At 73.6% G+C, this 11802-nt stretch carries 14 protein-coding genes and 3 pseudogenes; 6 read left to right on the top strand and 11 right to left on the bottom strand.

What is annotated here, in order from left to right:
- Positions 1–171 precede the first annotated feature (171 nt).
- The 3 genes from AB0H87_RS29125 (at position 172) to AB0H87_RS29115 (ending at position 2388) form a co-directional block, all read left to right on the top strand.
- Positions 172–723, top strand: coding sequence for a DUF4245 domain-containing protein (locus tag AB0H87_RS29125; protein WP_360152471.1), 552 nt, complete (start codon positions 172–174; stop codon positions 721–723).
- A gap of 47 nt (positions 724–770) precedes the next feature.
- The gene (locus AB0H87_RS29120) at positions 771–1526 is read left to right on the top strand and encodes a hypothetical protein (RefSeq protein WP_360152468.1); all 756 of its coding nucleotides are present in this window, start codon (positions 771–773) and stop codon (positions 1524–1526) included.
- Between the two features lie 91 nt (positions 1527–1617).
- Positions 1618–2388, top strand: coding sequence for a hypothetical protein (locus AB0H87_RS29115; RefSeq protein WP_360152465.1), 771 nt, complete (start codon positions 1618–1620; stop codon positions 2386–2388).
- A 53-nt stretch (positions 2389–2441) separates the two neighbouring features.
- On the opposite strand, the gene AB0H87_RS29110 is transcribed toward AB0H87_RS29115, so the two are convergent.
- Complete coding sequence (locus AB0H87_RS29110) at positions 2442–2648, bottom strand: exodeoxyribonuclease VII small subunit (protein ID WP_360152463.1); 207 nt, start codon at positions 2646–2648, stop codon at positions 2442–2444.
- Positions 2645–2908: pseudogene (locus AB0H87_RS29105) on the bottom strand (exodeoxyribonuclease VII large subunit); the annotation flags it as partial. The pseudogene AB0H87_RS29105 and the gene AB0H87_RS29110, both read right to left, overlap by 4 nt.
- A 9-nt stretch (positions 2909–2917) precedes the next feature.
- On the opposite strand from AB0H87_RS29105, the gene AB0H87_RS29100 reads away from it, so the two are divergent.
- The gene (locus tag AB0H87_RS29100; protein WP_360152460.1) at positions 2918–4042 is read left to right on the top strand and encodes a DUF6350 family protein; all 1125 of its coding nucleotides are present in this window, start codon (positions 2918–2920) and stop codon (positions 4040–4042) included.
- A gap of 28 nt (positions 4043–4070) precedes the next feature.
- Here AB0H87_RS29100 and AB0H87_RS29095 read toward each other — a convergent pair whose 3' ends face one another.
- Positions 4071–4388: a DUF4190 domain-containing protein gene (locus AB0H87_RS29095; protein WP_360152457.1), complete on the bottom strand. Its 318-nt coding sequence runs from the start codon at positions 4386–4388 to the stop codon at positions 4071–4073.
- Between the two features lie 101 nt (positions 4389–4489).
- Here AB0H87_RS29095 and purN point away from each other — a divergent pair, with 101 nt between their 5' ends.
- Both purN and purH read left to right on the top strand, forming a co-directional pair.
- Entirely contained in the window at positions 4490–5107 is a 618-nt protein-coding gene (gene purN / locus AB0H87_RS29090; RefSeq protein ID WP_360152474.1) for a phosphoribosylglycinamide formyltransferase, read from the top strand.
- Positions 5104–6660, top strand: coding sequence for a bifunctional phosphoribosylaminoimidazolecarboxamide formyltransferase/IMP cyclohydrolase (gene purH / locus AB0H87_RS29085; RefSeq protein WP_360152455.1), 1557 nt, complete (start codon positions 5104–5106; stop codon positions 6658–6660). Before purN ends, purH begins: the two co-directional genes overlap by 4 nt.
- Here the strand turns inward: purH and AB0H87_RS29080 are convergent.
- From AB0H87_RS29080 to AB0H87_RS29045, 8 genes and pseudogenes are all read right to left on the bottom strand, one after another.
- Entirely contained in the window at positions 6657–7103 is a 447-nt protein-coding gene (locus AB0H87_RS29080) for a hypothetical protein (protein ID WP_360152452.1), read from the bottom strand. The genes purH and AB0H87_RS29080 overlap by 4 nt on opposite strands.
- Before the next feature lie 39 nt (positions 7104–7142).
- Positions 7143–7466 carry a plasmid stabilization protein gene (locus AB0H87_RS29075; protein ID WP_360152449.1) on the bottom strand — a complete coding sequence of 108 codons (324 nt, stop codon included), beginning with the start codon at positions 7464–7466 and terminating at the stop codon, positions 7143–7145.
- A 55-nt stretch (positions 7467–7521) separates the two neighbouring features.
- A complete protein-coding gene (locus AB0H87_RS29070; RefSeq protein ID WP_360152446.1) occupies positions 7522–8295 on the bottom strand; it encodes a methyltransferase domain-containing protein in 774 nt (257 codons plus the stop codon).
- Positions 8296–8346: 51 nt separating this feature from the next.
- Positions 8347–9123 (bottom strand): annotated as a pseudogene (locus tag AB0H87_RS29065) (oligopeptide/dipeptide ABC transporter ATP-binding protein); the annotation flags it as partial.
- Positions 9123–9482 (bottom strand): annotated as a pseudogene (locus tag AB0H87_RS29060) (alpha-(1-2)-phosphatidylinositol mannosyltransferase); the annotation flags it as partial. The pseudogenes AB0H87_RS29065 and AB0H87_RS29060, both read right to left, overlap by 1 nt.
- Positions 9479–10744, bottom strand: a complete 1266-nt coding sequence (locus AB0H87_RS29055) for a M48 family metallopeptidase (protein WP_360152443.1) — start codon at positions 10742–10744, stop codon at positions 9479–9481. The pseudogene AB0H87_RS29060 and the gene AB0H87_RS29055, both read right to left, overlap by 4 nt.
- A gap of 39 nt (positions 10745–10783) precedes the next feature.
- Positions 10784–11011, bottom strand: coding sequence for a hypothetical protein (locus tag AB0H87_RS29050; protein WP_360152440.1), 228 nt, complete (start codon positions 11009–11011; stop codon positions 10784–10786).
- A 72-nt stretch (positions 11012–11083) separates the two neighbouring features.
- A partial coding sequence (locus AB0H87_RS29045) for an NYN domain-containing protein (RefSeq protein ID WP_360152437.1) occupies positions 11084–11802 on the bottom strand: 719 nt, incomplete at its 5' end.

Here is an 11802-nt window from a genome sequence, read left to right as displayed (position 1 = left end):
GCGCGTGGAGGATGCCCACGACGGGCGCGCTGAACGAGGCGAAGGCCAGCGCGATCTGTAGGACCACCAGGCCGACCACGGCCCAGGCCAGAGCCGCCGCTGAACGGGCGTTCGGGTGGCCGTGTCGGCCCGGTGTGGTCGCGCGGGCCGGCGATCGGCACAATTGCCCTCGTGGAGCAGCAGGCCAGCAACGAGGAGATCGTCCAGTCCGCGCAGCGCAGCGAGCGCCGGCCGCGCGACATGGTGATCTCCATGCTCGTCCTGCTGGTGCCGATCCTGCTGGCCTTCGGCGCCTACCGGATCTTCTTCGACGGCCACGACCCGATCGCCGTCGACACCACGGCCGCGATCGACGACGCCCGGCACGCCAACGCGTTCCCGGTGCTCGTGCCGACCGGCCTGCCCGACGACTGGACCACGGTCAGCGCCCGCTGGCAGCAGATCGAGGGCGGCAAGGCGCTGCGGCTGGGCCTGGTCGCGCCCGACGGCAAGGGCGCGCAGGTGCTGCAGACCGACGTCCGGCCCACCCAGATCATCCCGGTCGAGCTGACGTCGGAGGCCCGGGTGACGGGCGACACCCGGATCGCCGGTGCGGCCTGGCAGACGTACGCGACCCGGCCGGGCGAGCGGGCCCTGGTCAAACTCGACCCGGACCGCACGGTCATCGTGGTCGGCCAGGCGAGCGACGCGGACCTGCGTACGCTGGCCGGCTCGTTGAATTGATCTAGGTTGCTACGCTCCCGGATCACGTCGATCCCAGGAGCCCGCCCGTGCCGCTCTCCCGCCGTACCGCGCTGCTCGCGCTGCCCCTCCTGCTGACCGCCTGCTCGGGTCGCGCGCCCGAGGCCGCGCCACCGGCCGCGGCACCGACCAGCGCGGCGCCCTCGCCGTCGCCGTCGCCGATCGACCCGCGGCCGAGGCTCGCGATCGCCGCGCGGGACCTCGCGAAGACCAGCTACAAGATCGTCCAGGTGGATGGCGACGACAAGAGCGTCTGGCAGGTGCACGGGCCGAGCCGGAGCCTGCGGGTGACCCCGTCGGGCGCGCCGGGCGGCACGATCCAGATCGGTCCCGACCGGTGGATCACCGGTGTCCTCGAAGGCGGCGTGCTCAGTGGCCGGAACCGCTGGATCAAGCTGCCCAGGTCGGCCGGTGCGCCGATGCCGGACGTGGTCGCCGCGCGGCTGGTCGCCGCCGCCACCGGCCTCACCGAGACCGCACCGGGCACGTTCACCGGAACCGTGCCGGAGCAGGTCTGCCGGGACGTGCTGCTGTTCGGTGTCGACGCCGCGCAGGTCGTGCTGGCGGAACCGTCGCCGGAGACCGTGCGGTGGGCGGCGACCGGCACGATCACGGTCAAGCTCGACGGCCGTGGCCGGTTCGCCGGGCTCGCGGTCTCGGTGCGGTCCGCCGACGGTCGGACGACGAAGCGGGTGGCGCAAACCTACAGCGACTACGGCAAGGTCGGGCGACCCACGAAACCACCGGCGAAAGACGTCCTAGACCTGCCGGCTTTCCCCAAATAGGAGTTCTTCCGGCCAATCAACCGGGGCGGTGACGCCGCAGGGGCCCGGCTACGCTACGGACCTTCCCTCAAAGAATCCTTGGAGTTTCACCTTGCGTACGTCAAAGCTGGCCGCCGTCTCGGCGGTCGTCCTCTTCGCCCTGGTCGGTTGTGGCCAGGCCAACGAGTCCGGAGCTGGCACGCCCGGCGCCGCGGCGACCTCCGCCCCCGCCGACCCGGCACAGCGGATCGACGCCGCCAGCCGCAAGATGGAGCAGAGCAGCTTCAAGTTCACGATGGAGATCGACGGCATGAAGGCCGAGGGCGTGCGCCACAAGCCCTCGGAGAGCATGCAGATGAAGATGGCCGCGTCCGCCGAGGGCCAGGAGTTCTCGCTCGAGCTCATCCAGATCGACACCGACATGTACATGAAGATGGACCTCGGGCTCGGCGCCGAGGACGACCCCGCGATGCAGGGCATGGCCGACGCGCTCAGCGGCTGGCGCCACGTCACCAAGGAGCAGGCGGAGTCCAGCGTGGGCTCGCTCGCCAAGGCCGGCGCGCAGGCGATGGGCACGAGCCTGGTGAAGGGCGTCACGGGCCTGAAGGAGACCGCGCCCAACACGTTCACCGGCACGGTCGACCTGACCAGCAACACCGACATCGACGTCACCGACGACGAGACGCTCAAGGCGCTCGGTGACAAGGCCAAGGCGATCCCGCTGACCATCACGCTCGACAGCGAGGAGCGGCTGAGCGGGCTCCAGATGGACATCCCCGCCGCCGGCAAGGCCAAGGCGCAGAAGGCGACGTTCAAGTTCTTCGACTTCGAGAACGTCGAGCAGCCGAAGGCGCCCCCGGCGGACCAGATCAAGGAAGGCTGACCGGGCCTGTGCACTCGGCGCCGGCCCCCGACGGGGTCGGCGCCGAGCTGCGTCTAGGCCTCGGCGCCGGCCTGCTGGCGGGCCGCGTCGAGGCGTTCCCGGGCGCCGTCGAGCCAGTGCTGGCAGATGTCGGCGAGCCGCTCGCCGCGCTCCCACAGCGCCAGCGACTCCTCCAGCGAGATGCCGCCCGCCTCGAGCTTCTCGACCACCGACGCCAATTCGGCGCGGGCCTGCTCGTAGCTCAGGTTCTCGTCGGTCACCGGGTCTCCTCCACTGTGGTCGACAGCTCACCGCGGGCCAGCCGTACCCGCAGCACATCGCCCTTGGCCACGTCGGCGGCCGCGCGCACCACGTGCCCGCCGCCGCGCTGGACGATGGCGTAGCCGCGGTCGAGCGTCGCCGCGGGTGACAGCGCGCGCAGCCGGGCCACCGTGTGCCGCAGCTCGTCGCCGGCCGCCCGGATCCGGTGGTCCAGGCTGCGGGCGGCCCGCTCGCGCAGCGCGGTCACGTCGCCGGCCCGGTCGCCGCCTTGTTCGCGGCCTGCTTCTCGATCCTGCCGGTGGCCGTCGCGCTCACCCTCGCGCAGCTCACCGAGAACGCCGGCGGGCTGGGCGGGGCCACCCGGGCGGGGCTCGCCGGCTGGCTGCTCGCCCACGGCGTCCCGCTGGGCACGTCGCTCGGCCCGCTCGGCCTGGCGCCGCTCGCGGTCGGCGCGTTCGCCGCCTGGCGGGTCAGCCGCGCCGGGGTGCACACCAGCCGGGCGTACGGCATCGCGCAGCGCGGCACACCGGTGCAGGCGGCCAAGGTGGCCGGCACGGTCGGGCTCGGGTACGGCGTCGTCGGCGCGGCCGCCGCGCTGCTCGTCGACAAGCCCGGGCTCGAGGTGTCCGCGCTGCGCGCCTTCCTCCAACTCCTCGTCTTCGGCACGCTGGCCGCGCTCGTCGGCGCGCTGCGGGTGACGGGCGCCCTGCGGGTCACCGCGGTGCGCATGCCGGCCGTGCTGCGCGACGGGATCCGCACGGGCGTCGTCGGCGCGGTGCTGGTGCTCGGCACGGGTGCGGCGATGGCCGGCCTGTCGGTGGCGCTCAGCGGTGGCGAGGCGGGCGACATCCTCGGCGCCTACCGCACCGGGGTCGCCGGTCAGGTGGGCATCACGCTGATCTGCCTCGCGTACGCGCCGAACGCCGCGATCTGGGCGGCCGCGTACCTCCTCGGCCCGGGTTTCGCGGTCGGTGTGGACACGACCGTGCGGACCACCGAGGTCGACGTCGGCACGTTGCTGCCGTTGCCGCTGGCCGCCGGCATCCCCAAGGGACCCGTGGGTGGGCTGGGCGCGCTGTTGCTGGCCGTGCCGCTGGTGGCCGGCATGATCGCGGGCTGGTTGCTGGCCCGCCGGGTGCTGCGGCTGCGGGCGGGCGACGCGTACGGCCGGCACCGCTCGTGGGGTTCGCTGGTCGGTGCCGCCGCGGTCGGCGGCCCGGTGGCGGGCGTGCTGCTCGGCGCCGCCGCGCTGGTGTCCCGCGGGCCGGTCGGTGGGCCCCGGCTCGCCGAGATGGGGCCCGTGCCGTGGCAGGTCGCCCTCGCAGGCGCGGTCGTGGTGACCGTCGGCGCGACCGTCGGCGCCGCGGCGACCCGGGCCCTCGCCGGCCCCTGAGGGAGCGCGGCGAGGGCCGGTCAGTGGGTCAGTTGCCGACGCCGGGCAGGTCGACGACGCTGAACACGACGCCGAGCAGCAGCGACAGCACGGCCAGGCCGGCGCCGACGATGCCGCAGATGAAGCCGGCCTGGGCCTGGCCGCGGTTGTTCGCGAGGCCCTGAGCCGCCTTCTGCTTGCCGAGGTGGCCGAGCACGGCACCGGCGATGCCGGCCGCGAGGCCGACCGGCCAGCAGCACACGAGCGGGATCGACGCGATGCCGATGATCAGCGCCAGGAGGCCCAGCGTGTTGTTCTGCGGTTGGGTCGGCGGGCCGTACCCCTGTGGCGGGTATGGGTTGGTCACGGGAATGTCCCTCCAGGCTAGTTAGCCTGCCGATATTCCTGGAAGATCATCACTGCGTCAAGACCGGTCGCAAGGGGCGGACAACCAGGCCGGTAGTGTCTGTGTACGTGCCCGCGTCCGCTCGCCTCGTGGTCCTGATCTCCGGCTCCGGCAGCAACCTGGCCGCGCTGCTCGATGCCGCCGCCGATCCCGGCTACGGCGCGACGGTGGTCGCCGTCGGCGCCGACCGCGACGGCATCGCCGGGCTCGACCGGGCCACCGCCGCCGGCCTGCCCACCTTCGTCGAACGGGTGAAGGACCACCCGTCGCGCGAGTCCTGGGACGCCGCGCTGACCCAGCGGGTCGCCGAGCACAAGCCCGACCTGGTCATCTCGGCGGGCTTCCTCAAGCTCGTCGGCGACCAGTTCCTCGGCGCCTTCGGCGACCGCTACCTCAACACGCACAACGCGCTGCTGCCGGCGTTCCCGGGGATACACGGCCCGCGCGACGCGCTCGCCTACGGGGTCAAGCTGGCCGGCGCGACGCTGTTCTTCGTCGACGCGGGTGTCGACACCGGACCGATCGTCGCCCAGGTGGCCGTGCCGGTCCTCGACGACGACACCGAGGAGACGCTCACCGAGCGCATCAAGGTCGCCGAGCGCAGACAGCTCGTCGACACCGTCGGCCGCCTGGTCCGCGAGGGCTGGACCATCACCGGAAGGAAGGTCACCATCCCATGAACGACGACGCGCGGCGGCCGCTGCGGCGTGCCCTGGTCAGTGTGTACGACAAGACCGGGCTGCCCGAGCTCGCGAAAGCCCTGCACGCCGGCGGGGTGGAGATCGTGTCCACGGGCTCCACGGCCGCGGCGATCGCGGCCGCCGGCGTGCCGGTGACCAAGGTGGAGGACCTGACCGGCTTCCCGGAGGTGCTCGACGGCCGGGTGAAGACCCTGCACCCGCGGGTGCACGCGGGCCTGCTCGCCGACACCCGCCTGCCCGCGCACGTCGAGCAGCTCGCCGGCCTCGACATCGCGCCGTTCGAGCTGCTGGTGTCCAACCTGTACCCGTTCCAGGAGACCGTCGCCTCGGGCGCGTCCGTCGACGAGTGCATCGAGCAGATCGACATCGGCGGTCCGGCCATGGTCCGCGCGGCCGCCAAGAACCACGCCTCGGTGGCCGTGGTGACGTCGCCCGCGGCGTACCCGATGGTGCGCTCCGCCCTGTCGGACGGCGGTTTCACCCTGGCCGAGCGGCGCGCGCTGGCGGCCAGGGCGTTCGCCGACATCGCCGACTACGACGTCGCGGTTGCGGACTTCTTCGCGACCACGGTGGCGCCCGCGGAGTGGCCGACCTTCGCCGGGCTCACGCTGCACGTCGAGACGCCGCTGCGGTACGGCGAGAACCCGCACCAGCAGGCGGCCCTCTACACCAACCCGTCGGCGCCGGCCGGCCTCGCGCAGGCCGAGCAGCTGCACGGCAAGGAGATGTCCTACAACAACTACGTCGACGCGGACGCGGCCTGGCGCTCGGCGCACGACTTCGACGCGCCGGCGGTCGCGATCATCAAGCACGCGAACCCGTGCGGCATCGCGGTCGGCGACGACGTGGCCGAGGCGCACCGCAAGGCGCACGCCTGCGACCCGGTCTCCGCGTACGGCGGCGTGATCGCGGTCAACCGGGAGGTGAGCGTCGAGCTGGCCGAGCAGATCGCGGAGATCTTCACCGAGGTGCTGGTCGCGCCGGCGTTCGCGGACGGCGCGCTCGAGGTGCTGAGCCGCAAGAAGAGCATCCGGCTGCTGAAGGCGCCGGCGTTCGCGCCGCTGCCGGCCGAGTGGCGGCCGATCACCGGCGGCGTGCTGGTGCAGATGCGCGACGCGATCGACGCGCCGGGCGACGACCCGGCGGCGTGGCGCCTCGCGGTCGGCACGCCGGCCTCCGACGACGTGCTGGCCGACCTGGCGTTCGCCTGGCGGGCGGTCCGTTCCGTGAAGTCCAACGCGATCCTGCTGGCGCACGACGGTGCCTCGGTGGGCGTCGGCATGGGCCAGGTGAACCGGGTGGACTCGGCGCGGTTGGCGGTGACCCGGGCCGGCGCCGAGCGGGCGGCGGGCGCGGTCGCGGCGTCGGACGCGTTCTTCCCGTTCGCGGACGGCTTCCAGATCCTGGCCGACGCGGGCGTCCGCGCGGTGGTCCAGCCGGGCGGCTCGATGCGGGACGAGGAAGTGATCGCGGCGGCCGAGGCGGCCGGGGTGACGATGTACTTCACCGGAGCCCGCCACTTCTATCACTAGGCAACGGTCAGCCGCAGCTCACCTTTCTCGCCGCTGGTCCGCTGCGCGGTGATGGTCCAGCAGCCGGGTTTCGGGAAGAGGAGCCCGGTGCCGTACTCGGTGCCGGGCCGTTCCCAGGTGCTGCTGCCGTGCCCGTCCGGGCCCCAGACCAGGGTGGCCGTCGCGGCGTCGGGTCCGGTGGCGCCGATGGTGAAGTCGCCGGACCCGCCTATCTTCCAGACGATCTTCGTCTCGGTGTTGGCGACCACCGGTGCCGGCTGGCCGGGCCTGGGGAAGAACAGCGCCCAGAGGGAGCCGGAGCCCTGCATCTCCCCGTTGACCGGGGAGCCGCAGGGCGTCGGCGGTGGCGTCGGCGCGGGGTCCCGGTCCCCCGAACAGCCCCCCGCCAGTGCCAGCAACAAGCAGGCCAGCACCACACCCGGACGCCGCGCAATCGTCACCATGTACGAACAGAGCCGCGGCGCCGGGCGTGGGTTCCCGGGTCAGCGGGCGAGCGCGCGCTCCAGCTCTGACTTGCTCATGCTGGACCGGCCCTGGATGTTGCGCTTCTTGGCCTCGTTGTAGAGCTGTTCCTTGGTGCGGCCCTGCGCGCCGCTGTGGGACCGCTTGCCGCCCCGGTGCCCGGACGACACGTCCTTGACCGAGGACCGGCTGGCGGTACGCGACTCACCGGACCGGGCCCGCTCCTTGTTGACCGTCCGGGCGGCGATCTCCTCGGCCCGCCCCGAGGACCCGCCGCGCTTCTTGACGCTTTCCTTGATGTGCTTGTACTGCCGCTCCCGCTTCGGGCTCGCTCCTGCCGGCATGGCCGCCTCCTTCCGAAAGGCCTGACGACGTTGGGGTTTCCCCACCGGCCCGGACTCAAACGGCGGCGGTGACCAGGTGCACCTCGATCGGTGCGGCGACCCCGCCGGTCGCGTCGACGAAGGGCGCCAGCTCCGCGCGGCAGTCGGCGACCATGCGGGCGCGGACGTCCGGCCCGACGCTGTCCGCGAACGGCAGCAGCTCGGCGGCCAGGAACGTGTCGAGGTCCGGGGACCGGGTCGCGCCCAGCCAGCTCTCGAACCGCGCGATCCGCAGCCCGGCCCGCTCGAACAGGTCGCGCAGCAGCGCCGGCTCGCCGACGGCGAAGTAGGCGCCGAGCAGGTCCCGCGCCGCGCCGCCGGCGTGCCGGGCGAGCACGTCGGCCAGCGCCAGGTAGCCCGCGCTCGCCGCGAGCCGCCCGGGCACCTGGACCACGACGACGCGGCCGGCCACCCGACCCATCTCCCGCAGGGCGGCCACCCGGTCGCCGAAGAACATCAGCGCCGCCTGCGAGACCACGGCGTCGAACGAGTCGTCGCCGAACGGCAGCCGGGTCGCGTCGCCCACCTCCCACCGCAGGTCGGGCCGCACCCGCCGGGCGACGGCGAGCATGGCCTCGTTGACGTCGACGCCGACGACGGTCCCGCCCCGCGCGGCGGCCGCCCGCGCCACGACCCCGGTGCCGCAGGCGACGTCGAGCACCCGATCGCCGGGACCCACCCCGGCGGCCGCCACCGCCCTGGTCGCCCACGCGGTGAACAACGCGGGCACCATCGTCGCCTCGTAGAACTCCGCCGCCCGCCTGGACAGCGCGTAGTCGTGCTCGGCCATGCCGACAGCCAACTCCGCCGCGGCGGACCGCCCAGCCAGGCGCGCGACAGATCAGGCGATGACCTGGTGCAGTTCCGCGTAGTGGCAGGCCGACGGGTGGGGGTCCACGGCGCGCTGGGACAGTGGTGGTTCCTCGCTCGCGCACCGCGGTTGGGCCTTCCAGCAGCGCGTGCGGAACCGGCAGCCGCTCGGTGGGTCCGCCGGCGACGGGACGTCGCCGGTCAGGCGGATGATCTGGCGGCGCGCCCGGGCCGTCGGGTCCGGCACCGGCACCGCGGACAGCAGCGCCTGGGTGTACGGGTGGGTCGGGCGCAGGTAGACCTGGTCCGCGGTGCCCGTCTCGACGATCCGGCCGAGGTACATCACCGCGATCCGGTCGCTGATGTGCCGGACCACCGACAGGTCGTGCGCGATGAAGATGTAGGCCAGCCCCAGCTCGTCCTGCAGCCGTTCCAGCAGGTTGACCACCTGGGCCTGCACCGACACGTCGAGCGCCGACACCGGCTCGTCGCAGATGATCACGTCGGGGCGCAGGGCCAGCGCGCGGGCGATGCCGATGCGCTGGCGTTGGCCGCCCGAGAACTGGTGCGGGTAGCGGTTCGCGTGTTCCGGCGCCAGGCCCACCTGCTCGAGCAGCTCCCGCACCGCCCGGTCGCGGTTGCCCTTCGGGGCCGCGTCGGGGTGGATCTCGAACGGCTCGCCGACGATGTCGGCGACCGTCATCCGCGGGTTGAGCGAGGTATAGGGGTCCTGCATGACCATCTGCATGCTGCGCCGCAGCCGCCGCAGGTCGCTGGCCCGCATCCGGAACAGGTCGTGCCCCTTGACCAGCCCACCTCGTGGCCGTGGGTCAGCGCGACCACCCGGCTGACCCCGGCCCGGCGGCGCAGGCCGTCGGCCAGCAGGCCCAGCGGCGCGGCCGCGCCGAACCAGACGGTGTCGCACTCGTGTGCCCGGGCCAGCTCCGCCGCCCGCCGGGCGACCCTGGGCGTCGGCAGGAGGATCCCGGTCGACTCGCGGACCACCTCGAACGGCTGGTCGGCGTCGAACTTCTCGGCGCCCCGCCAGGTCGACGCGTAGACCACCACCGAGCCCGCCGGCTGCCGGACGGCGAGCTGGTGCACGAACTTCTGGATGCCGCCGGGTCGGGGCGGGAAGTCGTTGGTGACGAGCAGTGTGCGACTCACCGGTCTGGCCTTTCGCCGCGGGCGTAGGCGCGGGCCGCGGCCATGCGCTCCACGGTGGACGGATGGGACGCGCCGTAGAGGTATTCCCACCGCGGCGGGTCGGGGTCGCCGAGGTTGACCGCGGAGAGCCGGGCCTGCATCGCCTCGAACGTGCCCGGGTCGTTGGTCAGCGCCAGCGCGTGCGCGTCGGCCCGGGCCTCCGTGCGGCGCGACAGCAGCGCCTGTGCCGGCGAGGAGACCAGGCCCGCGATCGCCACCACGGCCAGCAGCAGCGCGAACGCCCGCGGCTCGGCGATCGACGTGACGCCCGCGGTGCGTAGCAGGCCCGTCCAGCTGCCGAGCAGGAACAGCGTGACCACCGCGAGCGCCGCGCCCAGCGCGCCGATCAGCGTGCCGGTGAAGACGTCGCGGTCCTTGGCGTGGCCCAGCTCGTGTGCCACCACGCTGACCACCTCGGCCGGCGGTGCCTCGCGCAGCAGCGTGTCGTAGACCACGATGCGCCGGGTCGGGCCGAGGCCGGAGACATAGGCGTTGACCTGGCGGGTGCGCCGGGACGCGTCGGCGACCAGGACGTCGCGGACCGGGACGCCGTCGTTGCGGGCGAGCTGGACCAGCTCGGTGCGCAGCGGTCCGTCGGCCATCGGGGTGAACTTGTTGAACACCGGCTCGACCAGCACCGGCAGCACGAACGAGAGCAGCACCACGAGTGCCGCCGCGCCGGCCGCGCCCCACGCCCACCACCAGCGGGGCGCGAAGTGGGTGATCGTGTAGAAGCCGAGCAGCGCGACCACGCCGATCACGGCGGACACCGCCCAGCCCTTGAGCAGGTCGACGGTCCAGCCGCCCCAGCCCTGCGTGGACAGGCCGTAGCGGGAGACGACCGTGTGCCGCCACGCGGCGAACGGCAGCGTGACCAGGTCAGCGACCAGCACGACGACGAGGCCGCCGAGGACGGCCTGGGCGACCCAGTTGCCCCCGAACGGGCGACCGACCGCCTCGATCAGCCGCGCGCCGAGCGGGCTCAGGCCCAGCGCCAGCGCGACCACGAGACCGATCAGCAGGCCGCCGTAGCCGGCGGGGCGCAGGGCCGCGCGGAACGCCTTGCCCGTGGCGACCTGCTCGGCCGGCAGCGAGCGGAGCGCCGCCACCTGGTCGGGCCGCGGTGCCGGCGGGCGTTGCCAGGGGACGAGGACGAGCACGGCGACGGCCAGCGCGACCGCGAGCACGCCGAAGGCGACCACCGCCCACGTGCGTGGCGTCATCCGGCCCACCTCCCGCTGGCAATCGGATCATCTTAAGGGTCAGGCCACCCGGAACCCGGAGCGCGACCGGGGCCGCACCATCCGGAGGGCGGCCGGCTGCTGGTCGACCACCTCGACCTCGAAGCCGGCCCGCGCGAACACCTCGATCGCGCGTAGCTCGTCGGCGTCGAGGCCCTCGATCTCGACAGGTGTGTCGAGCAACGCCGTCACCAGGCACCCCCGGCACGCCGCACCCCGCACCGCGCAGCTGGAGCAGTCGATGAGCATCACAGGCTCCTGTCTAGAAGGACACCGTCCGTGATGTCGACGCTAGCGAGCGGGTGCGACAAAACTTCCGGATCAGCTCCGCGACAGCCGCCTGACCAGGGCATCCGCGCCGAGTGGGTAGGCGCCGTGACGGCGTACACCGTCTGCGACCTCACGGTCCGAACTCACCACGACCACCGGTCGCCCGGCCGGCTCGGCCCGGACCAGCCGCCGGATCAGCTCGTCGGCGGTCTCTCCCTTCCGGGAGAACAGGACCCGGACGCCACGGGGCGCCGGCGGCAGGCCGTGCACGCGCTCCGCACCGTCGAACACCACGGTCACCTCGTCGCCCGTCTGCGCGGCGATCCCGCCCAGGCCGGTGATCAGCCGCTTGCGCTGCTGCTCGAGCGACATGTCGCCGTACCCCCGCTTGGTGACGTTGTATCCGTCGACCACCAGATGGGCGCGCGGCAACGCGAGCAGCTGGTCGAGGCGGGCCGGGTCGTCGGTGTCGAGGGCGCGGGCGCTGGACGCGGCTCCCGGCTCCTCGCCGTGCGCCTCGGCGACGTAGTCCGCCGGACGCTTGTCGGTGGGCTCGAGGGCCAGCTCACGGCGGAGCCCGACGGCCGCCTGCCCGATCGTCTCCAGCAGCAGCCACAGCCGCGCGTCGTCGACCGAGCGGGCCTCCTTGGCGCTCTGCCGCGCGCTGCCGGCCGCGGTCTCGGCCTCCGGTCGCAGTCGACGATCCGGCCGTCGCCGAGCACCACCCGGGCCGCGCGCAACGCGTCGGAGGTCAAGCCGTGCGTGCGCCC

Source organism: Asanoa sp. NPDC050611, assembly GCF_040654855.1.
GTDB lineage: Bacteria > Actinomycetota > Actinomycetes > Mycobacteriales > Micromonosporaceae > Asanoa.
The sequence above is the reverse complement of the archived record's forward strand: the minus strand, read 5'-3'. Positions and strand labels throughout refer to the sequence as shown.

What these genes read in the sequence shown, in the direction of transcription:
- purH (WP_360152455.1), top strand. Translation starts at nt 5,104, where the DNA reads ATGAACGACGACGCGCGGCGGCCGCTGCGGCGTGCCCTGGTCAGTGTG.
- AB0H87_RS29080 (WP_360152452.1), bottom strand. Translation starts at nt 7,103, where the DNA reads ATGGTGACGATTGCGCGGCGTCCGGGTGTGGTGCTGGCCTGCTTGTTG.
- AB0H87_RS29075 (WP_360152449.1), bottom strand. Translation starts at nt 7,466, where the DNA reads ATGCCGGCAGGAGCGAGCCCGAAGCGGGAGCGGCAGTACAAGCACATC.
- AB0H87_RS29070 (WP_360152446.1), bottom strand. Translation starts at nt 8,295, where the DNA reads ATGGCCGAGCACGACTACGCGCTGTCCAGGCGGGCGGCGGAGTTCTAC.
- AB0H87_RS29055 (WP_360152443.1), bottom strand. Translation starts at nt 10,744, where the DNA reads ATGACGCCACGCACGTGGGCGGTGGTCGCCTTCGGCGTGCTCGCGGTC.
- AB0H87_RS29050 (WP_360152440.1), bottom strand. Translation starts at nt 11,011, where the DNA reads ATGCTCATCGACTGCTCCAGCTGCGCGGTGCGGGGTGCGGCGTGCCGG.